21 protein-coding genes, 2 tRNA genes and 1 pseudogene are annotated in these 26,611 nt (G+C 64.8%); 8 read left to right on the top strand and 16 right to left on the bottom strand.

The genetic code is table 11. The annotated features are described in order from the left end of the window. Positions 1-98 precede the first annotated feature (98 nt). Together H5T74_06275 and H5T74_06270 are read right to left on the bottom strand one after the other, a co-directional pair. Complete coding sequence (locus tag H5T74_06275; protein MBC7229979.1) at positions 99-1,199, bottom strand: polysaccharide deacetylase family protein; 1,101 nt, start codon at positions 1,197-1,199, stop codon at positions 99-101. Between the two features lie 256 nt (positions 1,200-1,455). Continuing rightward, complete coding sequence (locus H5T74_06270; protein MBC7229978.1) at positions 1,456-1,689, bottom strand: Lrp/AsnC ligand binding domain-containing protein; 234 nt, start codon at positions 1,687-1,689, stop codon at positions 1,456-1,458. A gap of 400 nt (positions 1,690-2,089) precedes the next feature. Between H5T74_06270 and H5T74_06265 the strand changes: the two are divergent. The 4 genes and pseudogenes from H5T74_06265 to H5T74_06250 all read left to right on the top strand — a co-directional run bounded on the left by H5T74_06265 (position 2,090) and on the right by H5T74_06250 (position 5,006). After that, a pseudogene (locus H5T74_06265) lies at positions 2,090-2,959 on the top strand (transposase). A 246-nt stretch (positions 2,960-3,205) separates the two neighbouring features. Then, positions 3,206-3,658 (top strand): hypothetical protein, encoded by a 453-nt coding sequence (locus tag H5T74_06260; protein MBC7229977.1) that lies wholly within the window; start codon positions 3,206-3,208, stop codon positions 3,656-3,658. A gap of 517 nt (positions 3,659-4,175) precedes the next feature. Next, positions 4,176-4,250: transfer RNA gene (locus tag H5T74_06255), tRNA-Ala, on the top strand. 303 nt (positions 4,251-4,553) lie between these two features. Beyond that, positions 4,554-5,006, top strand: coding sequence for a hypothetical protein (locus tag H5T74_06250; protein MBC7229976.1), 453 nt, complete (start codon positions 4,554-4,556; stop codon positions 5,004-5,006). Between the two features lie 175 nt (positions 5,007-5,181). On the opposite strand, the gene H5T74_06245 is transcribed toward H5T74_06250, so the two are convergent. After that, positions 5,182-6,300, bottom strand: coding sequence for a CoA protein activase (locus tag H5T74_06245; GenBank protein MBC7229975.1), 1,119 nt, complete (start codon positions 6,298-6,300; stop codon positions 5,182-5,184). Continuing rightward, positions 6,300-7,331: a hypothetical protein gene (locus H5T74_06240; GenBank protein MBC7229974.1), complete on the bottom strand. Its 1,032-nt coding sequence runs from the start codon at positions 7,329-7,331 to the stop codon at positions 6,300-6,302. The genes H5T74_06245 and H5T74_06240 overlap by 1 nt, the downstream gene beginning before the upstream one ends. A gap of 1,119 nt (positions 7,332-8,450) precedes the next feature. Between H5T74_06240 and H5T74_06235 the strand changes: the two genes are divergently transcribed. Both H5T74_06235 and H5T74_06230 read left to right on the top strand, forming a co-directional pair. Beyond that, complete coding sequence (locus H5T74_06235; GenBank protein ID MBC7229973.1) at positions 8,451-9,158, top strand: GerMN domain-containing protein; 708 nt, start codon at positions 8,451-8,453, stop codon at positions 9,156-9,158. A 386-nt stretch (positions 9,159-9,544) separates the two neighbouring features. Then, positions 9,545-10,483 (top strand): M20/M25/M40 family metallo-hydrolase, encoded by a 939-nt coding sequence (locus H5T74_06230; protein MBC7229972.1) that lies wholly within the window; start codon positions 9,545-9,547, stop codon positions 10,481-10,483. Positions 10,484-10,543: 60 nt separating this feature from the next. On the opposite strand, the gene H5T74_06225 is transcribed toward H5T74_06230, so the two are convergent. After that, complete coding sequence (locus H5T74_06225; protein MBC7229971.1) at positions 10,544-11,773, bottom strand: zinc-dependent metalloprotease; 1,230 nt, start codon at positions 11,771-11,773, stop codon at positions 10,544-10,546. 302 nt (positions 11,774-12,075) lie between these two features. Beyond that, a complete protein-coding gene (locus tag H5T74_06220; GenBank protein ID MBC7229970.1) occupies positions 12,076-12,768 on the bottom strand; it encodes a PHP domain-containing protein in 693 nt (230 codons plus the stop codon). A gap of 938 nt (positions 12,769-13,706) precedes the next feature. Here H5T74_06220 and H5T74_06215 point away from each other — a divergent pair. After that, positions 13,707-14,831, top strand: a complete 1,125-nt coding sequence (locus H5T74_06215; GenBank protein MBC7229969.1) for a hypothetical protein — start codon at positions 13,707-13,709, stop codon at positions 14,829-14,831. A gap of 241 nt (positions 14,832-15,072) precedes the next feature. Here the strand turns inward: H5T74_06215 and H5T74_06210 are convergent, their stop codons facing one another. The 7 genes from H5T74_06210 to H5T74_06180 all read right to left on the bottom strand — a co-directional run bounded on the left by H5T74_06210 (position 15,073) and on the right by H5T74_06180 (position 21,792). After that, positions 15,073-15,789 (bottom strand): response regulator transcription factor, encoded by a 717-nt coding sequence (locus H5T74_06210; GenBank protein ID MBC7229968.1) that lies wholly within the window; start codon positions 15,787-15,789, stop codon positions 15,073-15,075. Further along, positions 15,789-17,390 carry a GAF domain-containing sensor histidine kinase gene (locus tag H5T74_06205; GenBank protein ID MBC7229967.1) on the bottom strand — a complete coding sequence of 534 codons (1,602 nt, stop codon included), beginning with the start codon at positions 17,388-17,390 and terminating at the stop codon, positions 15,789-15,791. The genes H5T74_06210 and H5T74_06205 overlap by 1 nt, the downstream gene beginning before the upstream one ends. A 267-nt stretch (positions 17,391-17,657) precedes the next feature. Then, entirely contained in the window at positions 17,658-18,692 is a 1,035-nt protein-coding gene (locus H5T74_06200) for a hypothetical protein (GenBank protein MBC7229966.1), read from the bottom strand. Between the two features lie 153 nt (positions 18,693-18,845). After that, positions 18,846-18,932, bottom strand: a tRNA-Leu gene (locus H5T74_06195). 329 nt (positions 18,933-19,261) lie between these two features. Next, entirely contained in the window at positions 19,262-20,179 is a 918-nt protein-coding gene (locus H5T74_06190) for an ABC transporter permease (protein ID MBC7229965.1), read from the bottom strand. Positions 20,180-20,285: 106 nt separating this feature from the next. Next, the gene (locus H5T74_06185; GenBank protein MBC7229964.1) at positions 20,286-21,272 is read right to left on the bottom strand and encodes an ATP-binding cassette domain-containing protein; all 987 of its coding nucleotides are present in this window, start codon (positions 21,270-21,272) and stop codon (positions 20,286-20,288) included. A 10-nt stretch (positions 21,273-21,282) separates the two neighbouring features. Beyond that, on the bottom strand, positions 21,283-21,792 hold the full coding sequence (locus H5T74_06180; GenBank protein ID MBC7229963.1) for a MarR family transcriptional regulator: 510 nt from the start codon (positions 21,790-21,792) through the stop codon (positions 21,283-21,285). Positions 21,793-22,052: 260 nt separating this feature from the next. On the opposite strand from H5T74_06180, the gene H5T74_06175 reads away from it, so the two are divergent. Then, positions 22,053-22,337: a nucleotide pyrophosphohydrolase gene (locus H5T74_06175; GenBank protein ID MBC7229962.1), complete on the top strand. Its 285-nt coding sequence runs from the start codon at positions 22,053-22,055 to the stop codon at positions 22,335-22,337. A gap of 79 nt (positions 22,338-22,416) precedes the next feature. On the opposite strand, the gene H5T74_06170 is transcribed toward H5T74_06175, so the two are convergent. The 3 genes from H5T74_06170 to H5T74_06160 form a co-directional block, all read right to left on the bottom strand. Then, the gene (locus H5T74_06170) at positions 22,417-23,484 is read right to left on the bottom strand and encodes a hypothetical protein (GenBank protein MBC7229961.1); all 1,068 of its coding nucleotides are present in this window, start codon (positions 23,482-23,484) and stop codon (positions 22,417-22,419) included. 361 nt (positions 23,485-23,845) lie between these two features. Then, on the bottom strand, positions 23,846-25,315 hold the full coding sequence (locus H5T74_06165; protein ID MBC7229960.1) for a B12-binding domain-containing radical SAM protein: 1,470 nt from the start codon (positions 25,313-25,315) through the stop codon (positions 23,846-23,848). Positions 25,316-25,334: 19 nt separating this feature from the next. Further along, the gene (locus tag H5T74_06160; protein ID MBC7229959.1) at positions 25,335-26,516 is read right to left on the bottom strand and encodes a geranylgeranyl reductase family protein; all 1,182 of its coding nucleotides are present in this window, start codon (positions 26,514-26,516) and stop codon (positions 25,335-25,337) included. Positions 26,517-26,611 lie beyond the last annotated feature (95 nt).

Below are 26,611 nucleotides of genomic sequence, written 5' to 3'. Positions count from 1 at the left end.
GCCCTCCTCTTCCTCTCCCTCGCGGTCGCCGACAAGGCACGGGGGCGACCCCTGCCTCATAGCCCCGCAGCCGGAAAACCCGCGGGCCAGGCGCAACGTCAATAGGTCCTCAGCTCCTTGCCCCCGAGCCTGCTCATGTCCACGCGGTCGGCCATGTGCCTGGGAACGGTCACCGTGGCGGGGTTTCCGTCGCTGCGGTAACGCCGCTCGGGGTTCTCCATGAAATACTGTATCCACGCGTAGATCCCGCAGTTGCCGGTGTCCAGCGAGGGGTCCAGCGCCTGTACGCGGGGAAGGCGTAGGGGGTCGAAGGAATGATCCACGGGCGAGGGGGCGGGATTGGCCCCCACCAGGAGCGAGGCCTGGAACCTGACCTCCACCCCGTCGTAGGTGCCGTGGGTGAGGATGGCGGGATTCTTGGGCTCCGAGCCGTTGGGCAGGGCGATGCTCGCCTGCTCGTATCCGGGCAGGTATTTCTGCACCATCTTTATATTCCCGGCCAGTTCCTTCAACGCACTTTCGTCGTCCAGGTCCCCAAGGGAGGGGTGGTTTATGGTATGGTTTCCGATATCGTAGCCATTCTCCACCAGCCAGGCGAGCTTTTTCTCAGCATACTCCTCCTGCCCGAAAAGGGTGGGCAGCACGTAGAAGGTTGCGGTGATGTTGAAATCGGGGTGCTCACGGCGAAATTCCTCCATGACCCCGACCGCGCAGCGGGGGTCTATGACCAGATCCCCGTTCTGCTCGACGTAGCGGAACTGGCTGGGGTCCGCGTCATCGAAGGTCAGCACCACCGGAGTGTAGCCGGGCTCGACATTGATGTCGTTGCTCACCAGGTCGTCAAGGCCTATGCAGCGGTAGCCCTGTTCGTAGAGGTATTCGAGGTCCGCGCGGAAGTTCTCCGGAGTGCGCGACCAGCGTCCCTCCTCGGCGATGCGGTGGTACTCCAGGACCATCACCGCGCCGAGCTCGTTGACCTTGAGGCGGTTCAGCTCGCCCTCGCTCAGGCCTATGGCGCCGGTAACGGCGGCTTTGAAGTCGGCCCCCGTGCCGCCGCCGGACAGTGAAGCCACCAGAATGACGGTGATGACGATCAGCCCTAGGGCGGCCACCAATGCGTAGAAACGCCGCGTGAACTTGAGCCCGCCACGGCGCCTGCGCCTCGCCGTCCTCCTGGCAAGCGTTTCCTGCTCCGTCATCCTCCCGCCTTCCATCACGCGTACGCTATTCCGGACCGGACCGGGCCCTTGCCGCGGCCGGGTTAAAGTTTAACATCAACCCCGCGGCGCCTCCAATGACGCCTCACAGGCGGGTCGGGCCTCTTTCCCCGCTGCCGTGCGCCTTGAGAGTCCAGCGCCTTCATCCGGCTCTCCTATGGATAGACTTTCTCCGCCATGCCCCGGGTTCCCTTGCGGGCCGGCGCGCCGGCGGGGATGCAGGCAGGGGGCTGCCGGGTCAGGCCAGGTCCACGACGATGCGCGTGTCCGTTCCCTTTATCCCCTCGACGTCATGAAGGTCGGCGATGACCACCTCGGATATGCCCCTGGCATCGTCGGATTCCAGCACCGCAATGATGTCGTCCGGCCCGGTCACGCAATAGGCCTCCTTTACCGGCGGCATCTGGCTGACCGCCTGCATGACCTCCTTTATCTTCCCCGGCTCCACCTTGATGAGCACGAAAGCCTTCATCTCCGCGACCCCCTTTCCCGTGACGTCTTCCTTTTCCTCCGCCAGGGAGTTCCCCTCCCTCCGGAAGGACGGTCTGGGACAACAACCATTAAACGACTACTTCATATACTAATTATATGACCCATCCGCAGGCGGCCAAACGGCGCTCCGCCGTAACGCCCCTTGTTTTCCCGGTTGATCCCGGTCGGCTCGGAAAACACGCGTTTCCGGACGGCTCCTCAAAGCCGGGCGCCACCGGACAACCCCTCATCGCCGGCGGCCTTTGGTTTATACCGGATTTCTCATATTAAAACGGAAGGATTCCTTGCTTGTATTGATAAAATATGCATCGGATAATGCAATAGCGGCAATACAAGAGGGAAAACACGGGAATCTTGCGGGTGAAGCGGAAAGCGGGGGCCTGAAGCCCCGTTTTGACGCACGTCTGAGGCTGCGATCCTGGGGGGCGAAGGTGACGACGGACGCCGGCCGCCTCGCTGTTCGGGAGCTGGACGAGGCGCTTGGATTTACCGAGATGGCGGGAGCGATGATACAAGACGGATGAACGGGCAGGAACGTAAGGCATGAATCAACCGGCCTGCTGCACCAGTCGGTCTATGCGCGTCTGGTCGGCTAGGAGGACATGAACGACCGGGAATTGCTACGCTTCCCCCGATATCTACGAATACCTGGAGGATAACAAGACGCTCTACGACATGAGGCTCAAGGCCGGCAGCGGGCTCTGCGACACCGTAGAACATCTCATGGAAAGGCCTCCGGCGGAGCCCTCCGCCAGGCCCAAGGTCCTCTACCATGACTTTTTGCCCTGCGCCCTCCCGGGATAGGCCAAGGAGGGTGCACGCCAAGATAGAGCGGCGCCGGGGAGCTCTTTTTCCGCATCGGGTTCATGGTCACCGGCTTAAGCGGGGCAGCGGAGAAGGTGGCGAGGCTCTACAGCCGGCGTGGCTTATGCGAACAGCCTGTAGAGGAGGGCGAGTATGCCCTCTCCTGGACCAGGTTATCCTGCACCAGGTACATGGCCCACCAGGTGAGGTTGGCCCTCTTCGGCTCGGCCCACAACCTGGGCGACTTCCTGCGCCGCCTCGCCCCGCCGAGGGAGATATCCCGCTGGTCGCTTTCAAGCGTCCATCTCAAGCTGATAAAGATGGGGGTCAAGGTCATAAACCGCTCAAGAAGGACGGTCTTCCGGATGGCGGAGGCGGCGGTGCCGGGGGGACTCTTCGCCGGGGTCCTTTCCCGCATCCGCTCCCTGGCCGCCGCTCCCGCCTGAGGCAGTAGGCAACGAGTAACTGCTTATGGAACTCACCTCGAGCGCTCAAGCTTCTCTGGATATCGCTTAAGTCGAAGCTCCCGGCGCGAAAACGAGGCAGGGCATCATGGGAAAGGAAGAATGCCGGGGCTTGGACGTTTCTGCTTGCCCGCAGGGAGGTTGGATATAATGACATCGGGAGGCGCATATAGGAAATACTCCATAGAGAAGGTCTGCAGCAAAATGGCCTGTTTAAGGAGGTGTGAAATGGCCGGCAACAGGAAAAACGCGATTCTGGCAGCGATCATCGGGGCCCTCGTCGTCCTATTCTGCGCCACCTTCACCCTCGGCTGCGGATCCGGGGATAAGGGCGCGGCTCCCAGCGCTGAAACGGGTGCCGAAAAAGGCGCGGAAAGCGATACCTCGCCTGCGGCCGCGCAGGGTGGGGAATACGTGTTCTCCACCACCGTGAGCCAGGACACCAAGACCGACGTCTTCGAGGTCTTCACCAGCTCGCAGACGCTCCATTACAACGTCATCGGGGGAGAGGACTCAGGGGTTACCATAATCGTTTATTCACACCCTGACGGCAAGATGCAGGCGGGCGCCAACGCCTTCGAGCCCGGCCCCCACCAGACGACGATCTATCTGACGCCCGGCAAATACTACATGGAGATCCTCCCTAGCAATTGCTCCGTCGAGGTGAAGGTCCAGGATTAAGTCTTGGGATCGTATCTTCGATGCGATTAACTCGGGTTCATGGGATCATGTCTTCAATCATGGCAATGCCCCGCATCATAGTCCAGGTTTGTCAAAGTCGTGGTGCTGCCTCTTTTGCAAAATCCAGATACCGGGCATGACCCTTTGGATTTGAGCCGATGGAGGGCAGACGAAGGCCCCGTGGACGAGCCCGTGGAAGGCCATGTATGAAGACGGGTGGGTGAGCGCCCGGTTGTTGATATTCTTGTCGGACTCATTGCCGCTCTTGCAGCCGCCGATGACTGGGGTGTTGCGGTAGGCGCAGAGCATCTTCACGAAAAACTGCTTGAGGTCGGGTCTGCGGTCCGTCGAGTGGCCGTGGGTTAAGCGCAGGCTCTCGTGCTCGCCCTTGTCCTCGCACCCAGGGCAATCTCCGATCGTCTGTCCCTATCACCGAGGGCCCGACCTCGCTCTCGTCCTCGTCCTCGCACCAAGGGTAATCACCCTTTATAATTCACCTTGTGGACAGCGGGAACGCGGGGATGTAGCTCAGTGGGAGAGCGCCTGCCTTGCAAGCAGGAGGTCGGCGGTTCGAATCCGCTCATCTCCACCATTGAGGATGCCCGGCCGGGGGATTTCCCGGACCGGGCTCTTTTCATCACCGAATGGGGTCACATCTTCGATCTTCGATGCCGGGAACCTGCGTCGCTCTGGGGGACCTTAGATCAGCGGTGCGGGACACAATCACGGGGACGGACCGTTCGCCTGCATTTCTTTTATTTGCCATTTCCGGAGGTCCGGCCCGGCATGTGGTAGGGTCGGTAAACCTTGAGGGGATGTTGCAGGCAGCAGAGCATGCACTCTATATTTTAAGGAAAAGCCCTTAAGCAAAACGGCCCTTCAAAGGAGGTGTGAAATGGCCGGCAACAGGAAAAACGCGATTCTGGCAGCGATCATCGGGGCCCTCGTCGTCCTATTCTGCGCCACCTTCACCCTCGGCTGCGGATCCGGGGATAAGGGCGCGGCTCCCAGCGCTGAAACGGGTGCCGAAAAAGGCGCGGAAAGCGATACCTCGCCTGCGGCCGCGCAGGGTGGGGAATACGTGTTCTCCACCACCGTGAGCCAGGACACCAAGACCGACGTCTTCGAGGTCTTCACCAGCTCGCAGACGCTCCATTACAACGTCATCGGGGGAGAGGACTCACAGGTTACCATAATCGTTTATTCACACCTTGACGGCAAGATGCAGGCGGGCGCCAACGCCTTCGAGCCCGGCCCCCACCAAAAGACGATCTATCTGACGCCCGGCAAATACTACATGGAGATCCTCCCTAGCAATTGCTCCGTCGAGGTGAAGGTAGAGGATTGAAGCGAGCCCGGTGAGGGAGCGCTGAAGCGGCGCCTCTCCCCTGCGATGATGCCGGGCAGCGCCGGCTTCTTCCGCCGGGCACCGGGTGTTGTCGGCGAGGCGTGATGCCCTTTCTCGCGACCTCTCTCGGCGGCCCCGGTACGATAAAACGTTTCCCGTGCCACTCGTACGGCATCTAGGCTTTCTCCGGCCTCCACAGGGCACCGCGAGCAGGCGCATGGGACCGCCCCCGGGAGCGCAGCATGTCGATGAAGGCCTCCAGGCGCGTGGCGGTGCCCACCGTGGAGGTGTGCTCGTCGAAGCACAGGCTGAGCAGGGGGACGTCCCGCGTGGAGCTGATGTGGGGGAGGATGGTGCGGCAGATGTTCTCAGGCATGCAGGTCAGGGGATAGGCGTGGATCACCCCATCGAACCCCTGGCGGGGGGCGTCAAGGGTGCCGGTGATGGTCATATGCTCCTCCCCTCCCAGCACGTAGGGCAGATAGGCGCGGCTGACCCGTCGCGCCCGCGACGAGGAGAGATGCAGGAAGGGGTCCAGCCAGAGGGGGCTCAGCAACCAGCGGTAGGTGGAGAGGATAGGCTGAGCCTCCACGCCGTGATCTGAGCCGAGCCTCCGTACCAGGTCGAAGTTCAGGGAGGGCTCCAGGAGCACGTAGAGCTCTCCCACGATACGCACGCGCAGGATGCCGTTCTCCTCCCTTAAGGGCAGGGCCGAGAACTCCTCCCGCAGCTCGCTCCGGATCTCGTGTACCTGCCTTATGGTGTCTGCTTCGTCGATCCTGGAGAGATAGCGCTGCATGAGGGCCTCCGTCTCCCCCGCCCTCTCCTCGCGGGGCCTCGCATGGCGGGACAGTCGTTCTATCTCCTCCACCGCGGCGGCCTTAGCCCGGAAGACGGCCGCCGCTCCCAACAAGCGGTGGAAAGCCCCCCTGCCCACCGCGCGTTTGACCTTCTCCCATACCACGCGCGGTTCTTCCCTGCCGATGAGCAGCGACTCGAACTCGTAACCCATATCCCTGAGGATGAGGTGCTGCACGTGCCCGTAGTTGCCGAACCGGCATGCCCACATGCCGCAGACCATGGCCATGGTGTCGGCGCCCTTTTCCAGGGCGTTGATGCAGTCGCCCAGGGTGATCTTGAAGGGCAGGCAGACGAACTCCGGCGCGTATCTGGCCCCCAGTTCCAGGGTGGCGCGGTTGGGGCGCTCGGGCACCACCGCCTCCACCCCCATGTGCTCCACCAGGGCGCGCAGGGGGATATAGGCGTTGCCCATATGAGGGAAGGCCACCTTCATCAGGCCGTCACCGCCCTGGAACGAGACCTCTTGCGGTGGCGCAGGAGGTCCACGAAAGCCTCGGCGCGCGTCCTCACCCCCGACTCCGCGCTGTGCTCGTCCAGCACCATGTCCAAAAGGGCCCTGCCGTGGGGGTTGGGCACCTCCCGGCGCACCATCTCCGTGACCAGCGAATCTGGGCCGCAGCCGAAGCTGGTGAGGTAGATGATGCCGTCCACTCCCTCCCTTTCCATAAAATGGGATACCGCCGCCAACAGCTCCCTCTCGTAACTCCAGGACAGGTCAGGCAGCCTGCGGGCCTCCCTCTCCAGTTCGCGCGGCGAGAGCATGGTGCTCGCCAGCACCCTCGCACCCGAGGAATCGAGCCAGTGCACCAGGCGCTTGTTCACCAGCGGGTCTCCAAGGAGGTAGGGGTGCCCCACCACGGCCACGGCGACATCCCGGTCTTCCGAGGCGTAACCCGGGGGAAGCCCCCCGTTGCCGTTCTCCATCCTCTTCAAAGCGTCGGCCGGCAGCAGGCCTTGATACTGCAGGTCCTCGAAACGCCTCTGCTCGCGTACCGCCGCCGCGTAAGCCCGCGCGATACCGCGCAGCGGGACCCCCAACTTCCTGCCCAACCTCACGCAGCCCCACCACCAGGGCGCCCTGCCGACATCGACCACGAACTCCAGGGGAGGGGGTAGATGCGGGAAGGAGAAGCGCACCATGTCCGGGGCGGCGATGAGCTTGGGACAGGTGAAGGTGTCGTAGTCTCTCTTCTCCACGCTCACAAGACGGGGGATGAGCACGGCGTCCACCTCCTCCTCGAGGTAACGCACGTGACCGAAGAGGGCTTTTACCGCCACGCATACATCGTCCACGCAGAGGTCGGTCCCCATACCCATGATGCGCAGGTTGGTGGGAGGAGAGGCCACCACCTCGTACCCAAATCCTTCCAGCAAGGTCTTGAGAAAGGGGTAGTAACGGTAGAACATGAGGGCGCGGGGCACCCCTATCCTGCTTATCGCCTTCGGCTTGCCAGTCTCTCTCATGGGCCGTCCTCTCTCCCGGCCGCCTTCAGGAGCTCTCGAGTCGGCCGGCTAGTAATGGGGACCCCGGTTCCATGGGAGCCCCTTCGGCCTCCCGCCTCCCGTATGACGCTTCCGCAAGCACGGCTCATCCGTTCTCTGTTTCTCTCATGGGCCGTCCTCTCTCCCGGCCGCCTTCAGGAGCTCTCGAGTCGGCCGGCTAGTAATGGGGACCCCGGTTCCATGGGAGCCCCTTCGGCCTCCCGCCTCCCGTATGACGCTTCCGCAAGCACGGCTCATCCGTTCTCTGTTTCTCTCATGGGCCGTCCTCTCTCCCGGCCGCCTTCAGGAGCTCTCGAGTCGGCCGGCTAGTAATGGGGACCCCGGTTCCATGGGAGCCCCTTCGGCCTCCCGCCTCCCGTATGACGCTTCCGCAAGCACGGCTCATCCGTTCTGTGTTTCTTCTTTTCCCGACGTCGCAAACGCCCTCGGAGCCGCCGCTGCCTCTGGGGCGACCCTTCCTCGCCCCAGAGGCGCATCCGAGCACCTCATACCCTACAGATTATCCCTCCCGGCGCTCCGGGGCAAACGCGCCTGTCCCCGACACGGACCGGGGCCTCGCGCCGGCGCTGCCTGGGACGAGGGGACGGATGGACCTTCGTGTCATCGACGTCTCCTCTTATCGGCGCTCCCTGGGACGAGGGGACGAGGTAGCGACACTCGCGCGAGGCATATGGCGCGGGTGGCCTGGGCACGCGGCGCCCCTTCTTACATCTCTACATCTCCGCCGCCACCTTCATGTACATGACCGCCGAGGGGGCGACCTCACGGCGACGCTACCGCTTCGTCTCCGCCCCGGGCGGGGCAAAAGCGGGCGCGCGCCGGTGGCCACACGAGGATGCCGCGGCATGCCTCGGATCCGGTGTGGGCATCCCCCTGTCGCAACCGGCCGAGGGACATACGGTCATCGTGGGATGCGCTTATCCGCCGCGGCGTGGCGCCATCCACGTCCGGTGGAACCTTGCCCGCGACACCGGCATCTCCATACAATAAGGCAGGGCCGTATTCTACGGTCCACGGGTCTTACATGGACCGCACGCTGGATCGGTCAAAGGTTAGTCAAGGCGCGAAGGGAGCGTGACCATGCCCAGGAAGCCGTTCGCCGTCATCGCCGCCGCGGTGCTTCTCCTCCTGGTATGCGGCGTGGCGTATGCACAGGAACAGCAGCCGACACCGGAGCCTGCCCAGGGGCAGTTCGGGCCCGAGGTCACCCAGCCCGGCGGGGAGACCGCCCCTCCCGGGCACGTATATTTCTTCCGGGACGGCGAGCTGGCCCAGGTGGAGCGCGAGATCACCGGAGGAGGCCAGATGGTGGAGTTCGCCATCCTCGAGCTCCTCAAAGGCCCCACGGAAGAGGAAAAGGCCGCCGGATACGTGACCTTTATCCCCGAGGGCACCAAGCTCCAGTACACCACCATCAAGCAGGACCGCAGCGAGTTCAGCCTCAACCTCTCGCATGAGCTGATGCAGCTGGCGGGGGACACGGAGGCCTCCCGGAAGGCGATGGTGCAGATCGTGCGGACGGTGCAGGACGTATCGGGGATCCAGAACGTGGGAGTCACGGTGGCGGGGGATGGCGCGGGCGGGCAGCCCCGGGACGCTTATGAGGCCTTGGGGCTCTCCCGGTCGGAGATCACGGGAACAAGCGGCGGAGAGGAGAAAGGTGGCGGGGGCGCCAGGACGGGCTTGATACTTGGTATGGTCTTCGGTTCCCTGGGAGCCCTGCTCCTCATCGCAGGCGCTGCCCTGGTATGGAAGAAACGGCGCGGAGCGGGGGAAGGGCGCCGGTAAGCCGAGCACTCCCGGCTCCGCCGACAGGAGGGCGAAGAGGAAGAAAAAGAAGCGGGGGAAGGGGAGATAGCCGCTTGGGAGGCACGGCGCATTCCGGAACGGGGTTTTCTGGCCCTGTGGAACGTCCCGCATCCGTAGAGGGGGCCTCCTCCCCAGTACCGGCCGGGAAGGGTGGAGGATCTGCACCTGTGGACCGTCCCGCATCCGTAGAGGGGGCCGCCCGCCATCCGCAGGATGCGGGCGGCCGTTGCCTTCTCGGCGTAAGGATGCGGGTCTCGCGACCGCCGCTATCGAGCATGCGCTCGAGGATTAAGCCCCGGTCCGCCAAGACCGAAGATCGAAGATGTGACCCCATTTTCATACTCTTGCTCGCCGCCGTCCTGGTGGTGGCGGGATGCGGAGGATCGGCGCCCCAGGATGGCGAAAAAGATGGTTTCCTGCTCTCCCTCGCCGACGCGGTGGATCCCGGACACATGATGCGTGATATAGAGTACCTTGCGGGAGAGGGGCTGCGGGGGCGTCCGGCCGGCTCCTCCGAGTCACGGGAACTGGAGGCCTTCCTGGCGCAGCGCTTGGAGGAGCTGGGGCTCGCGCCGGTGGAGGAGCTGGGCCTGTCGGGCTTTCGCCAGGAGTTCCCGGTGCCCGCGGAGCGGTGTTTCCTCGAGAACCCTCCCTCCGAGCCCGCCGTGACCTGCGCCAACATCCTGGGAGAACTCCCGGGAGAGAGGGGCGAGGAGGTGGTGATGGTCACCGCCAACTACGACGGGCTGGGCGTGGATGCCGCCACGGGGGAATACTTTCCCGGCGCCGACTACAACGCCTCGGGGACGGCGGCGGTGCTGGAGCTGGCGCGGGTCATCTCCTCGCTGTCCGATCGTCCCCGCAACACCGTGGTCTTCGCCCTCCTGGGAGCAGAGGAGTGCGGGGGGTACGGCTCCTCCGCGCTGGCCGAGGTCCTGGAGGAAAAGGGCTTCAAATCGCGCGTGCACATCATCAACCTCGAAGGCCTGGGCGCGGGCGAGGGCGATTACATGGACGTCTGGGACCTCAACTACCGCAAGAACCGTCCCGCGGTGGAGGCCCTGGACGAGGCGGCCGCCATGCTGGAGGTGACCCTGGAGATCGGGGGGGCGGACCCCGGCACCTCGGCTGCCACCTTTTTCCTCCATCACCTGCCGGCGGTGACCTGCGACTGGTCCTGGTTCGAAAGGGACGAGCACCCGGACTTCCACCAACCCGGCGATACCGTGGAGCGCCTCGGGGAGGAGGGGCTGCGCGCCGTGACCAGGGTGGTGGCGGTGGCGGTGTGGCTGCTGGCGGATTGAGGCCGGCGCGGGAGGTCTGCATCCGGGCCCGCGTGAGCGAGACTTCCGGCAACGCCGCGCTTAGATGGTGCGGCGCAGGACGGCGCGCCTCTCCTCCTCCTCCATGCGCTCTATCCAGCGGAAGGCGTACCTTATCTCCTCGGCGGTGGGCAGGTATTCCTTTCTTTTCCAGGCGCGGTTGAGGAAATCGATGCCTTTCTTCTCCGCCACCTCACGGCAGAAGAGCTCCCCCACCTGGTACTGCTGCAGCTTTAGGTCGAAACCCAGCATCCTCTCCACGAAGCGCTCCGCCCCCGACTTCCCCTCGCGGCGGCGGCGGAAAGCGGCGCTCATCGCCTGGAAGGAGGGGATGACCTCCTTCCCCGCAAGGTCCATGACGAGGTTGCTGTATCCCTCCACCAGGGACATGAACGCCTGAATGCTCGCGAGGATCTCCCTCTGTTCCGGGGTGTGCAGGACGGAGATGAGACCGCCCTGGTTGATGATCTCGTTCAGGCGCACGGAGTCCCTGAGCTCCCGGGGGCGCAGGCGCATGCCCATCTCCTCCAGGCGCAGGGAAACGCTGCCGAAATACCTCTCCATCAGCGACCGCAGGTAACCCTTTATCCAGGGATTGGCGGCGAACTCGAAGGCGTGGGTCACCTCGTGCAGGGTTATCCAGAGGCGGAAATCCTCGGGCACCAGCCGCATCTTCTCCTCCGCCTTCAGGAGGTTGGGATAGACGATGTACAGCCTGCCGCCGTCCTCGGGCCGGGGCAGCCCCAGATCGAACTGGCCCAGGACGTTTCGGGCGAGGTAGCCCATGACCATACCGAGCTGGGCGGTGAGGACGCCCTGGGTGAGGGCCCTACCCGCGCGCAGCGGCTTCCTCCTCTGCTCCTCCAGCTTCCCGATGGTCCTGCCGTAGCTCTCCGCCAGCGGCTCGAATATGAGCCGGAAGCTCTCCAGGTTGGCGTCTATCCAGTCGGGGCGGTCGAACACCATGAGCGGCCCCAGGGGCTCCCTGGGCTCCAGGCGCGAGTACTCACGCACCAGCTCCTCGCTGCGGCCTTTCATGGCCTCGAAATCCTCTCGCGGCGGAGCGGCCCGCGGCGGCGCGGCGGGCTCGGACTGGGCCACCAGCACGGCGATCTCCCGCGCCTGCTCCCAGTCCACCATGCCGTCGCCCCCCTCCAGGAAGGCACGGCGCAGGGAGCGGTAGAGGGGGAGCCTCCTGGCCACCCCTTCCATGAACGCATTGACCCCCTGCAGGCTGCGCTGCCAGAGGTCTTCCTGCTTCCTGTCCACCATCACCTCTCACTTCCGTCCAGGCGCCGAAACGGGAAGGTCGCGCCCGGTACGGGGGAACTTCCCCTTCATGCCTTCGCCGCCGGCGACCTCGCGCACGATCCCTCATCCATGCCCGTCCCGGGACCCGGTGCCCCTGCCTCACGCCTCCGCCTGGCCGCGGCATGGCGACCCCGCGGCATGGCCAAGGGATGCGGCCCGGAGGCTCTCACCGTGGCCCGTTCCTCCCGTGAACCGAAAAACGAAAGGCACCAGGCCGAAGGCCGGGGGCCGGGGGCCGGGGGCCATAAGCCCGTGGGCCAGGCTCACTCGCCCTGCGATAAGATGCCGGGGCGGACAGCATCTTCCGCCATCCCGGGGCGGACATGCGATGCCCGCGGCAGGGCGTCCTCGATATAGGCCGCCCTACACTCGCCCCCCTTCACCATGGCCACGAGCTCTTCCTCGCTCCCCGCCGCGCGGGGCAGGACCGTGACGCAACGCCCCAGCCCGCGAAGGTCATGGGCATCGCTCCCGCCCACCTGCGGCAGTCCCATTTCGTGCGCCATGCGCGTAGCCAGCACGTTCTCATGGTAAGAGCAGCAGCCGTTCAGGACCTCCACCGCATCCACCATGCGCAATACCTCTCGAGGCGGAAAGCCCTTGTATCTGCGGCGGTGCCCCCAGTACCCCCGTGCCGGATGGGCGAGCACCATCATCCCTCCCTCTTCCCTGACCAGCGCATGCAGTTCCTCAAAGGCCATGTCTGGCAGCAGCTCGTCCCGCACCCCGAAAACCAGTAAGTCCCCGCCCGGGGTATAGACCTCCACCCCCGCGAAAACGGTGAAACCCTCCTCGCGGCCCAGCTCACGGGCGACCAGCGCTCCGTGCATGGTTCCGTGTTCGGTCACCGCCACCGCGTCCAGCCCCATTGCCCGTGCCTGGACGATCATGTCCGGCGGCGCGATCTCGCTGCACCTGGAGGAGGTCCGGGTATGCACGTGAAGATCCACTACCATCTGCATGTCCTTCCGTCCCGTTCCGAACGTCCCCTAGTGTAACACAGCCCGACCCTGCGGCATGCCGGCCGTGATCGTGCGCGGCGCACGGCGCGCAGGCGATTCTTGCTTCCGCCGATAATGCCTTTTTCCCGTTTTTCTAATACCACGGTATTATTTTTCCCATTAATTACTACCTGCGAGGAATGGCGCGGCCCCTTGCCGCCGATGTAACTTCTAGGCGTAGATGGAACCTTGAAATAGGCCCCAAGCGGACACCGGGGGAATAGTGCCTTAGAAACAGCGGATGAAAGTCATGGACGAGTCGGCATCAGCATCAGTCGCAGCCCCCTTAAGTAGACGCAGTAGCATTCCCCTAGCACCATCCGAAGCCGACTAGCCGAGACAGCCATCTACCCCTATAGCAACAGAATGCAGCCCAGACGGACTACTTAACACGACTCTCGTCCATGACGCCCCAATGCACACGGCAATCGTCGCAGCAAGGTCGCGGAAACGTTCGCAGCTCACTTCGCAGCAACATCGGCGGCAATCATCCAAACAGGATTCGCAGCAACGATCGCAGCAACACCGACATCCCTGAGGTATCCCCTGAATCCCCATAGGAGTCCGCATTAGCGGAAGGCCCCGTCCCCCCTGCGGGGCCTTTTCCGTTTGCCCGGAAAAAAGCGGTTTTTCCTTCACCGCCTTTCGCCCGCGCGAGGCGGCAGGGGACCGCCGCGGCGGACACGGGCGGCGGATGGAAGCCGACGGCGCGACGCGGACGGCGCGCTTGCGCCCCGTGTTGATTCGTCATAAGTGAATTCGCACGGTTGCATTCAGCTGGTATGAGTGGCAGAAAGGCAAGGATATCTTCCCGTGTTGATTCGTCATAAGTGAATTCGGCCGGTTGCATAGCCGCCAACCCTCCTTTAACCTGTTGGGAAAAGGAGGTGGATATGCAGGACGGCAACGCGTGCCCCGCCTGCGGACTGCCGCGGTGGCTGAGCCGCAAGCTGGTGTGGACCACCGACGGAGGGATCTATTTCCGGTCCAGGCGATCGGAGCGCCTCGTGTTCCTTGCGGAGGAGGAGATCTCCGTCCTGGTGGCCGAGGGTGTACGGCTGCGGGGGGACCAGCTGCTGGACACCCTGCGGGAGCGCCGCCGCGAGTTCACGCGCGCCGAGGTGGCGTCCCAGATGACCCCCCTGCGAAGGGCTTTCCTGCGCCGCCGTCCCTTTGCCGGGAAGTTCGTGCGGCTGGCCCTCGAGGAGGCCTCGCTCCTCGGATGCGGCAACCTCGAGGTCGTTCGCCTGAAGCCCGGAAAAGAGCTGGAGTTGAAGGCGCGCCATCCCTATCATCCCCAGCTCCTGGCGGGCGATATATGGGGTTTCTGGGAGGGTATCTACGGCGTGGAGGCGCTGCTCTCCCTCAACGCCTCCACGCAATATGACTGGAACATCACGGTGAAGACGGTGGCCCGCGGAAAACACGAACCGCGCCGCGAAGCGCCGCCGCGCCGGCCCCAGCGCGACTACGATCTCGAGGTCTGCGAGAAGTGCCGCCTTCCTCTCTTCACGTGGGAGCTGCGCTGGGACGAGGAGCTGGGCACCATCTACCAGGCCGGCACCCACCGCCACATGGTCATCACCTCGGCACGGGGGTGGCAGGCGGTGTTGGAGGAGATCGTAGGCAGCAGGGACGGGGACCTGCCTCCCGCCGTGGGAGGAGCCCTCGCCGCGGCCGCGGCGGCCGAGTACGGAGCCCTCAAGGCGGAGAACTACAAGACCGCCTACCGGAATTTCTTCATGGGTCTGCCCTTCCTCGGCTGGGGCAAACCACGGCGGGTAACGCGCAAACCCTTCCTGATCGAGGCGGAGATCGACGGCGTTCCCTTCCCTCAACTCCTGGCCTGGAAGATGGCCGGGTTCTTCGAGGCCTTGGAGAGGGAGCCCGCCGATATCAAGCACCAACGGGAAGGCGAAACCGGACGCCGCTATCTCATCGGCCCCCGCCTCGAGGGTCGATTCCTGGAGATAAGGCGCATGCTCCCAGAAGAGGGGCGATTTGTGCTGCCCTTCTGAACGGCTCACGAAGCCCCGCTCGCCCGGAGCGGTCCCGTGCAGGGAGGGGGGCCCTCGGGGGCGCGCCGTCAAGCCGCAGATCCCCGCCCGGAGACGCCCGTACGTATCACGCCCGCCAGCGTCATCCCCTCAACAAAAGCCAGGTCCGCAGACCGCATGATGAAAAACGGCTTCCGGCAGAGATGACCCCCTCGATCGCGGAGGACCGGACTCTTATGTCCCATGTCCGGGGCTGACCCCATCAGATGGCGGGCTTGTCGGGCCTGATGGTCTCCTTGTCCTTGAGCACCAGCCCCCGGTCCAGTGCCCAGAGCACCGCGTTGGTGCGGTCCGCCACCCCTATCTTGCGGAAGATGTTGCGGATGTGCACCTTCACCGTGTGTTCGCTGATGAAGAGGATCTCGGCTATCTGGCGGTTGTTGTACCCCCGGGCCATGAGCTTGATGACGTCCACCTCGCGCTGGGAGAGGTCCTCGAAGCCCTCTTCCTTTTTCTTCCTGCGAAGCGTGGGTTCGGTCATCTCGTCGATGAGCTTGCGCGCCACGGAGGTGGAGATGAGCGATTCCCCCTTCGCCGCAGCCCTTACCGCCTTCACCAGTTCTTCCTTGGCGGCGTCCTTGATGACGTATCCGATGGCGCCTGCCATGATGGCCTGGCGGGCGAACTGCTCGTCGTCGAAGACGGTCAGGGTGATGGCCTCGATGCCGGGGTAGTCCCTTTTCACGCGCCGGATGAGCTCGATGCCGTTCATGCCCGGAAGCTGGATGTCCACGATGATCACGTCGGGCTTGAAACCCTCCGTCCGCTCCAGCTTCTCCAGCGCCTCCTCGGCGCTGCGCGCCACCGACACGATCCTGATCCCCCCCTGCTTCTCCAGGATGCGAATGAGCCCCTCGAGCACCACCTCGTGGTCGTCCACGAGCATGACGTTGACGGGCTTCTGGCGTTCCCCGACCATCACCCCTCCCTCCCCGTGATCATGGGAATCTTCACCGTGATGCGGGTCCCCATGCCCGGCAGGGAATTGATGATCAGCTGTCCTCCCAGCAGCTCCGCCCGCTCGCGCATGGCCATGAGGCCCAGGTGCTCTCCGCTTTCCTGCTCTTCCTCCAGCATCTCCGGATCGAAGCCGACGCCGTCGTCCTCCACCGTGAGGATGAGGTCTCCTCCGGACGCCTCCGTCCTTATCCTCACCGTGCTGGCGCGGGAGTGTTTCCGCACGTTGGTCAGCTGCTCCTGGAGGATGCGGAAGATGGGGAGCTCGGCCGCGGTAGGGATTGATTCCAGCCCCTTGAGGTCAACGCTGGTGCTGATGGCGTATTCCTCCTCGAACTGCTCCGCGTAACGCTGGATGGTCTCCTTGAGCCCCAGGATGTCCAGGGAGGTGGGCCTGAGGTTAGCCATGATCTCGCGCAGCTCGCGCAGGCAGTCCTTGGCGCGCTGCTGCACCTCCTCTATCTCATCCACCGCCAGCTGTGGGTCCTCCTTGATGAAGTCCAGCGCGAAGCCCGCGGCGTAGATTATCTTCAGCAGCGACTGGGCGACGGAATCGTGCAGCTCGCGTGCGATGCGGGCGCGCTCCTCCTCGTGGGCGGTGTTAACCCGTGCCATGAGGTGGTCCATCACCCGCCTTTTCGCCATCACCTCGCGGTAGAGCTGCGTGTTCTCGAGGGCCATGCTCACCGTCTCCGCGTAGGAAGCGAGGGTTTCCATCTCCCGCTCGCCCAGGCCGCCGCCGCGGGCATCTCCCTCCAGGTAGAGAAGTCCCCGCGGCGTCCCGGTGGTGTTAAGGGGCACCAGGAAATAGAGGGCGCCGGGCTCGGGGGTGAGAAAGGCGATGCGGTCGCCCTCCCGGGCGCGTTCGGCGATGATATGCGCGCCGAAGATGGCCCGCGCCTCCGGGGAATTGGACATGGGGGTGAGGGGGTACTGTCTCCTCTCCTCGAGGATCCTCTCGCCCCAGAAAGGCTCCATGCGGTCCCGCGCCGACTGGGGGATGAGCAGGTCGTGTTCGAAGAGGAAGACCACCGCCCGCCGGTAGCCCAGTACATCGCATGCCCCCTCGACCACCAGGCGCAGCAGTGCCCTGCGGTCCTGAGTGACGCGCACCCGGTCCAGGAACCTGTTGTACTCCTTTACCTTCTCCTGGCGCTCCCGCACGTAGTCGCGCGCCAGGGTGTTGGCGGCCCTGAAGTAGGAGTCCCATACTATCTCCGCCGCCCGGAGCTTGTCCTCGGGGGGGTAGCCGGCCTCGTCCCACGCCGTCTTTATCCACTTCCAGGCGATCTCGCTCCCCACCTGGAAGGCGCGCAGCATATCCACCAGCTCGAAGTCGCGGAACTCGACCTCCAGCCGGTCGAAGGTAACCCTCTCTTCCTCCACCTGCCGCAGGAGGGTCTGGCACGCTCTCCTCGCCAACACGCGCAGTTGCGCTGCGAAATCGGGGGGCATGCGCATGAAGGAGGGGATGGTGTTGAGCACGCGCCCCACGATCTCCTCGACGATGTCGTCGAGGTGTTCGCGAAGGTAGGCTATCCCTTCCGTGAACGCGGTAGTCAAGGCGATGACCTCATTACATACTCCTGGACGGCCACTGCCGTGAGCGCAGGCAAAGGCCCCGCCCTCCGGGGCGCGTTGTCTCGCGGACGCCTCTCTTCCAGCCTATCCCATCCTTTATCCGCCGGGCTCCGGCTCCCGGAAAGGCTGCCCCTGCCGGCAACGGCCGTACCGCTAGCCGGACGCATCCCACCGGGCCGCAACCCCCTCCGTGCCCCTTCTCGAGAAGAAGCGCGGCCCGCGGGGCGTCGGTCTTCGCGGGCCAGACTCTCACCCCACGGTGAAGTAGATCAGCTTTTGGTTGTTCTCCAGGAAACTCTCCTGGGGAACCGGGCTAACCTTTATCTCCAGTATATTACGCACTCCGGGGGTCGGGCGCAGGTCCCGGAAGGAGACCTGGAGGGTCTCGCCGGGGTTGATGGAGGTGATGGTCTGCTCCTGGCGCGTGGGGGCGGGGTTTCTCTCCGTGTAAAGGCTCACGGTGACGGTGACGTCCCGCTCGGCACGGTTGCCCTGGTTTTCCACGTTGACGGTGATGTTCAACGCCTCCGTCTCCGGAAGACGGTGGATGTCCTCTCCCCCTATCTCCTCCACCTTTCCCTCGGGTTCCAGGATGACCGCGCCCACCGCCACGCCGTGCACCTCGGTGCCCCTCAGGTTGGTGAGGAAGGCCTTGACGTTCTCGTAGGAGGCGTTTGTCCAGTCCGAGAGCCACACCGAATCCGTAAGCGGGGCCACGTCCTGGATGCCGCTCTTCTCCAAGGCTTCGGTGACCGCCCGCCGGTAGAAGCGGTAGGAGCCGTCGGAATGCATCAGCTCCTGCAGGTCCTCGGAGATGCTGCGGGCGTAGACGTCCAGGTCCACGGCGTTCAGGGAGTTCACCAGGTCGGAGCGGAAGGTCTTGGCCCCCCGGTAGCGCTGCTCGAGGCAGATGAGCAGGGCGGCATGGGCATTGCCCAGGCCCTCGGGAGCCTCGATGGCCTTCGCCTGCTCCAGGAGGTCAAGGCAGGACTGCTCTACTCCGGTGAGCTGTTGGTTCAGGCCATCGGGGTCCGCCACCAGCTGCGCCAGGGAGGAGCGGATGGCGTTCCATCCCGATCCCACGCTGGTGGAGGTGTCGATGATGGGGCGCACGCGGTTCACGTACTCGGTGAGGGCGGACGTGCTTACCTCCTTGCCCCCCTTACCGCAGGTGAGGTTGAAAAGCCAACATCCCAGGATGAGGACGACGATGGCCACGATGATGGCCGGCGCGGGATTCCTCCTGCGCCTGCTGAACTTCGGGCCTCTCACCTGGGCATACATGCCGTTCCTCGCTCCACTCGGGGTCCGTTAACGCCCCGCCCATGGTCTTTTTCTGGCAACCATGCCGTTATTCCTTTGCGCGCTCCGCCCGCCTTTTCCCCCGGTCAAGGGCGTATTGAAATAAGGGACGGCGGTCATGCCGTCCCCGGTTCCTGGTGGGCGAGGCGGGACTCGAACCCGCATGCCCGTACGAGCACTGGACCCTGAACCCAGCGCGTCTACCAATTCCGCCACTCGCCCGGATTCAGACCGTATTATAGCAGGCCGCTTCGGAGAATGCATCGCGATAGCGCCGCAGGCGCTACGGTGCCGGTGCCTGAACGGCGGGGCGTCATCCTTTATCGCGCGAGAGCCTGCATCGCGAAAGCGATAGCGCCGCAGGCGCTACGGTGCCGGTGCCTGAACGGCGGGGCGTCATCCTTTATCGCGCGAGAGCCTGCATCGCGAAAGCGATAGCGCCGCAGGCGCTACGGTGTCCAGTGCCTAGACGGAGCGCAGCGAGGTCCAGGCCTGGCACGCATACGCCCGCCCATACAAAATGTCCCATGTCCGGGGCTGACCCCATAGGTTTATTCGGCGCGGTTGAACTGCCAGAGGGCCAGGAAGAAGAGGAAGGCCCCGAACCCCAGCATCACCACTATATTGAGCCACATGGGATAGGCCTGGGTGGGCAGGGCGGCCCTCTGGGTCATGGAGGAGAGGGCCGCGGGGTCCGGATACCCCTTGCTCATCCCGATCTGGTAGATCTGGGGGTCCTTGAACCACACCGCGAACTGCGCCACCGAGGACTGCATGCCCGCCCCGATGTCCACTCCCCTCAGCATGGTCCCCCGCAGGGCGTCCACCCCGTAGGTTAGGGGGTTGATCTTGGTGAGCACGGTCATCCAGCCGGGGAGACCCTGCAGTGGGAAGAAGGCGCCGGAGAGGAAGAACAGCGGCATGAGGAGGAAGTTCATCACGATGGGGAAGCCCTCGAAGGAGGTCATACGCGCCGCCACCGACACCCCCATGGAGGTGAGGCTCAGCGACAGCAGTACGAGGATGGGAAGCACCGCCAGTACCTTCCACAGGGTGGAGAGGCTGAACCCGTAGAACCAGGGAGTGAAGGCGAGCGCCAGGAAGATGGCCCCCTGGAGCAGGGCGGTGGTGGAGCCGCCGATGATCTTCCCCAAGGCCACGCTGGAACGAGGCACGGGGGAGACCAACACCTCCTTGAGGAACCCGAACTCTCTATCCCATATTATGGAAATAGATGAGAAGACCGCGGTGAAGAGAACGGTCATGCCCAGGATGCCCGGGAACATGAACTTCACGTAGGAAACGTCGCTGCCTCCGAAGACCTTGAAGGCGCTCTGCATGCCCACCCCCAGCAAGGCGAGGTAGATGATGGGCTGGGCGAAGCCCCCGATGCGGCGCGGCCGGTCCCTCCAGAAGCGTTTGAACTCCCGCAGCCAGATGATGTACACGCCGCGCATGGCCCACTGCAGGTTTGACCGCCCTCGCCCCGCCGTATCGCCCACGGCCTCTTCCATCCCGGCCTTATCTTTCGCAGTTCCCGTCATCTCCACTCCTTTATGCGTCCACCACGTCCGGTCATCTCGCGAAGGGAGGCCGCACCCTCGCCAGGGCCCTCATGCTCCCGAGCTCGTCAGCCTCTTCCTCCCGGATCTCGCGCCCGGTGAGCTTGAGGAAGACGTCGTCGAGGGTGGGGCGGTGCAGGCTTATGGCCTGGATGCGCACCCCCAGCTCCCTGATGACCCGGGGGATGAACTCCTCACCGCGCTCCACCTCGAAGCAGACGCAGTCGCGGTCCTCGAGGATGTTCACCCCGAAGCGCTCTTTCAGTTCCTCCTCGGCCTGCGCGTCGTCCTCCGTCTTTATCCTGATCACGTCCCCGCCCACCATGTTCTTGAGGTTCTCGGAGGTGTCAAGGGCGATGATCTTTCCCCGGTCGATGATGGCGATGCGGTCGCAGTGCTCCGCCTCCTCCATGTAATGGGTGGTGAGGAAGATGGTGTTGCCCTCACGCTTCTTCAGCTCGTCTATGTAGTCCCAGATGTGGCTCCGCGTCTGGGGATCGAGGCCGATGGTGGGTTCGTCGAGGAAGAGCACCTTGGGGTAGTGCAGCAGCCCGCGCGCGATCTCCAGCCTCCTCTTCATACCCCCCGAGTAGGTGATGACCAGGTCGTCAGCGCGGTCCAGGAGGTTCACCATCTCCAGGACCTCCCTTTTTCTCCTCTCCCTCTCGGAGGAAGGAACGGCGTAGATGACGGCGTGGAAATCCAGGTTCTCGTTGGCGGTGAGGCGGTCGTCCAGACTGGGGTCCTGGAAGACCAGCCCTATGGACTCCCGCACCTCTCTCCTCTGGGTGCGTATGTCGAACCCGTTCACCCTCGCCGTACCCTCGGTGGGAGCGAGCAGGGTGCAGAGCATGTTGATGGTGGTGGTCTTGCCCGCCCCGTTGGGCCCCAGGAAACCGAAGACCTCTCCCCGGCCCACTTCGAAGGAAACCTCATCCACCGCCGTCAGGTCCCCGAACCTCTTTACCAGTCCCTCCACTTCGACCGCGTATCCGTCCACCTTCTTCTCCTCACCCTCGTCTTTGCTCTCCGCTTCCCCGCCCCTTGAGCTGTCGGGGCAGGCGTTCCGCCAGGTCCTCGAGGAAGAGCACCGTGCCGGCGAGCCCCTGCCGGTCCTCGTCGCGCATGAGCCGCAGGAACTCCGTTTTCTGCATCTCCCACAACCTCCGCATCACCTTTTCTCCCTCCCGGGTCAGGCTCACGTAGGTGGCGCGGCGGTTACGCGGGTCCTTGCGCCGCTGCAGCAGGCCCCTGGCGCAGAGCCCGTCTATCATGCGGCTGGCGGTGGGGGCGGTCACCATCATCATCTCGGAGACCCCGGTCACGCTCATCTCGCCGTGGGTACCCACCATCTTCATGAGGAAGAGCTGCGGTCCGGTGACCCCGTGCTCGCCCATGGCCCGGCGGAACACCGACCCCCGCATGCGCATGATCACTCCCATGCTGTCCACGAAACGGCCCGCGAGCTCCTCGAGCCCGGGGGATCCCTCCCCCGCGTCTCCGCGTCCATGTTTAGCCATGCTAAACAATCTAGGGCAGGTTGTCGTCCCCGTCAAGGCCTCCCGGTTGAGGGATATCACGTCATGCGGGAACACCGCCGCACGCCCTTCGGAGATGTAAGGGGGTACCGCGAGGTATGATGGTGCCGGCCGGAGGCTCAAGGGGCGGCCCGGAGGGAGGAGGCATTGGACATCGCGGGCCCTCGGGGACAGAGAGGGGGTACCGCGAGGTATGATGGTGCCGGCCGGAGGCTCAAGGGGCGGCCCGGAGGGAGGAGGCATTGGACATCGCGGGCTTTCAGAAACGCATAGGGGACATCTACCTGGAAAAGGACGGGCGGCGGGGGACCTGGGGCACCTATGCCTGGATGGTGGAGGAAGTGGGAGAGCTGGCGCGGGCGCTGCGCTCCGGGGACGCCGCGTCCCTGCGCGAGGAGTTCGCGGACGTCCTCGCCTGGCTGGCGAGCCTCGCCAACCTCTGCGGCGTGGACCTCGCGCAGGCGGCGGAGAAATACGCCTCCGGCTGCCCCAAATGTCTCCAGGTTCCCTGCGCCTGCCCGGAATGACGGGAGCAGACGCACCCCCGCAAGGCGGAAAGGCCGCGCGCGACGCCCGGCGAGAGGCGTGCCTGCACTCGGAGGCGGCTTAGGCGGTGACGACCTCCACCATGAGGTCTCCGTCCTCCCTCTCCTCCCACTCTACCCGCCCTTCCCTGCCGGTCACCAGCTCGAAGATGCCCTGCACCAAGCCCACCAGCACCAGGTTGAGGCAGGGGTTCTCGATGTGGAAGCGCAGGGAGCCCTCGCCCCATTCCAGCCCCACCAGGTTGCCAAGGCCGCGCAGTGCCAGGGCTTGGCGGAGGTCCTCTCGCGACCGCGCCTCGTCCACGCCGTAGAAGCCGCTGCGCAGGAAGCGGCGCTGCGCCTCCACCACCACCCTCGGGATGGTATCCCCCAGCTCTTTCTCCAGCTCGGAGATGATGGCGTCAAGGGTGGCCGGTCCCAGGGCCACCATGCGCCGCCCGCTCTCACGGTGCAGGATGACGCCGCGCTCCGGAAGCCACTGGTAGCGCGCGAGGGCGCGCGGTAGTCCGCACCCCGGGCAGCGCTCCAGCCCCACGTCCCCCTTCTTGTTCGCGTAGGGCTTCGTCTTCAGCCTCTCCTGCAGCTCCAAGGGATGGGGGGTTAAATGCGCGGTGATCTCGTATTCCCCGGGGGCCACCTCCTCGTGGGTGATCCCCACCTCGCGCCGGTCGATGGCGTTGAAGGAACCCGCCAGGTCGCCGCTGAAGAGAGGCAGCGAATATAGTTCGCTCGCCTTGATGGTCACGAAGTCGCCCTCGCTGTGGGTACGGCGCATTCTCGCCAGCTCCAACTTCCCGTAACCCATCACCCTTCCCAGGGCGGTGACGTTGCGGATCACCGGCTTCACCCCTACCAGCCTGACCACCGCCTTCACCACGCCGGGGAGCATGTGGTCAACGAAATCGAAGGTGGCCCTGCGCTTGGCCTCCACGATGATGCGGTCGATGGGCACGCCGATGATCTCCTCCACGCCGCGGAAGGTGGAGTTGATGTTCTCCAGCTCGATGAAGATCATGCGGTGGTCCGGGTTCTTGCTCTGTACGATGGTGCCGTTGTCCAGCCATGCGTGCTCGCTCGCGAAACGCCTGGGAACCCCGCATTCGCGGCAGCTCTTCAAAGTCGCCATCATGCATCACCCCCGTCTCTCTCGAGCCTCGTGCCCCCCGCGCGCCTCCATCCCCTCTGAAAGACCGCCGTCTCTCACCATCGAAGCACGCTGTGACCTTTCCCTTATCCTTTCTCTATCTCATTCTCCGCCGAGACGCTCTTGCCCTGCGGCCACCCCGGCGGATGGGGTTCAGGGCTTCGGAAACCTCTAATTTTCTCCCCCATCGGTTCAGCCCGAGGCCCCATCTCCGTGGCACCATCCCGGCCTTTTACCCCCTCTTGCCTCGGCTCCGGCACCGGCGGCACCGCGGTCTGTCTTCGCCCCCAGACCTTTACGTCCACGTGCCCGCATCCGGGCCGCCACGCGCAAGTCGTCAACGGTATCAATAGTATATCCACTCGAAGCGGGAGCGGCGATCCGCCCAGCCCGCGGCCGCCTCCAGCAGCGGGCGCCGCAGCCTCCACGGGATCCCGTCCGCCGTCAGCAGGCGGTCCAGGGCACCGGCGGCCGCTCCTCCGGCCCTCCCGGCCTCATAGAGCCGCGAATACAGCTCGGCCAGGGGGTAGAACTTCTCCTTGGCGAAGGCGTAGGCGGGATCCCGGAAGGCCGGGATCTCCAGGGAGCTGCGTCCGTCGAAGATGGTGTCCACGTGGCGTCCCGAGAGGTAGCCCTTCTTCTCGCAGTAGGAGTAGAGGCGCGTGTTGGGGTAGGGGTGGTAGGTGGATACCTGCATGCAGTTGGGCCGCGCCATGGCGTTTACCTTTATGGTATCCAGGAGCGCGGGCAGGTCCTCGTCCGGGAGGGCGGTCATATTGGTGGAGACGGTCTTGATGCCGTACCGGCGGCAGAGGTGGAAGGCACGCACGATATCCCGGTTGGACATGTGGCGGTTGAGCACCTTCCTCCTCAACCCCTCGTTGCCGCTCTCGATGCCCATGCAGATCACCGAGCATCCCGCGCGGGCGAAGAGGGCCACCGTCTCCTCGTCCAGCACGTTCACCCGCGAGTTGCAGATGAAGGGGAGGTCCACCTCCTCCCGGTAACGTTCCACTAGCTCCCGGAACCATTCCCGGTCCAGGGTGAGGATGTCGTCGTCGAAACGGATGTAGCGCAGGCGGCCCCCGGTATCGGCCGCGATAATGGCGCGGATCTCCCGCATCACGTTGTCCACGCTGCGGAAGCGCACGTAGCTGCGTCGGTTGGGATAGATGCTGCGCTGGGCGTGGTTGGAGCAGTAGGTGCAGCTGTAGGGACAACCCCGCGAGGCCATGAGGGTGCCGCGCTCGTGCTGCTGCTCGCAGAAGTTGGCGGGGTCGAATATCTCCCGGTCCGGGAGGGGGAGAGAATCCAGGTCCTCCACCAGGGGGCGCACCGGGTTGCGGATTATCTCCTCTCCTCTTCTCACCCAGAGGGAGGCTATCCCCGAGGGGTCGCGGCCTTCCTCCAGGGCGGCGCAGAGCTCCGCCAGCGTCTCCTCCCCCTCTCCCAGGCACACCGCGTCCAGGGGCGCTTCGCGCAAGGCCCCCTCCGGGTCCAGGGTGGGGTGGGCGCCGCCGCACACCGTGAAGAGGTCGCTCTCCTCCTTGATCCAGCTCACCCAGCGGCGCACATGGGGGAACATGTGGGTGGTGCTGGAAACGGCTACCAGGTCGGGCGATTCCTCCGCCAACCTCGCCAGCAGTTCCTCCCTGCCCACCGGCCGCACCAGGTGGATTAGGGAGGTGCGATGTCCCTCGCGCTTGAGGTAGGCGGAGAGATAGCCTATCCCCAGGTAGATGCGTCCCTCGGGAAGGTAGCGCTCCTCATCGTACTGGAAAAAATCGGGATAGAGGAAGGTGATCTTCAGACCCATGCGCCCACCGCCGTCCCTTTCATAGCGGGTGATCCGACCTCCGGCAGTTCATGAGGAAGCGCCCCATCTTGTCTCCCAGCCGGGGGATGCGGGAGGTGGTGAAGAGCAGGGGGTTCACGAACCACGGCCTGTTGCCGTAACGGATGGCCATGGTCCCCAGGCGGAAGTAGCGACGGTAATACCATTCCAGGATGCGGCGGTAGTTCTCCACCAGCCCCGCGTCCCCGGAGCGCAGCGCTGCCGCCAGCGTCTCCCCCGCCCAGCGGCCGCTCTCCAGGGCGTAGGTTATGCCCTCGCCGCTGATGGGGTTGGTCATGGAAGCCGCGTCTCCCACCAGCAGCACGTTATCCCTCACGGTGACCGAGCCACCCAGGCCCACGCGCAGCAGGGCGCCCCGCGGTCTACCCAGGGGCTCGGCGCGGCGCAGCTTCGCCGCAGCGTGGCGCGTGCGCTCCACGAAGGCCTCGAAGACACGGTTGATGTTCAGGGCGTGCCCTTTCCCGGCATAGAGCATGTAGCCCGCCCCCACGTTCACCGTCTCCCCGTCCACGGGGAAGATCCATCCGCAGGCGGGGGAGATGGCGTCCTCGGGATAGATCTCCAGGAAATCGGAGACGCCCTCCGCGCCCCGCATATAGCAACGCACGGAGACCCCCAGAAAAAGGGGGTCGCGGTTGAGCATTCCCAGATCCCCGCCCACCCTGGAGGTGGGTCCGTCAGCGCCCACGATGTAGCGGGCAGCTATCTCCAAGCTCTCCCCGCCGCGCTCCGCCCTGACCCCTGGGAAACGGCCTCCCTCGCGCGGCAGCATCCCGGTCACACGGCATCCATCCCACACCTCAGCCCCCAGCTCCCGTGCGTGCCGCAGGAGGAGGTGGTCGAGGTCCCGTCTCGGAGCCACGTAGCCATGGTCCGGGTAGCGGCTCCCCATGGGATACCGCACCTCGGTGAGCCCGCCCCAGGTGGCATAGAAACGTATGCCGGAGGTGCGCTTGAAGCGCCCCTCCAGCTCGTCCCGCAGGCCAAGGCGGTAGAGGGCATGCACGGCCCGAGGGGCTATGCCGTCTCCGCAGATCTTCTCGCGTGGGAAGCGGTCCTTTTCCAGCACCAGAACACGGTGCCCGCGGGGTGCAAGAGCACATGCGGCCGCGCATCCTCCGGGGCCGGCCCCCACGATCACCACGTCGTATTCCCCGTTCATGGCGTCGATTATAGCACGGGGCGCTGGAGCCGCTTCCGCTCCTCGCGGGGGTGGCGGGGGCATCCTCAGCGGGCGGGGGCGGGGAAGCCTCCCCG

The sequence above is a fragment of the Actinomycetota bacterium genome, from assembly GCA_014360645.1.
GTDB lineage: Bacteria > Actinomycetota > Geothermincolia > Geothermincolales > RBG-13-55-18 > Solincola_B.
This window is presented reverse-complemented; position numbering and strand designations above follow the sequence as displayed.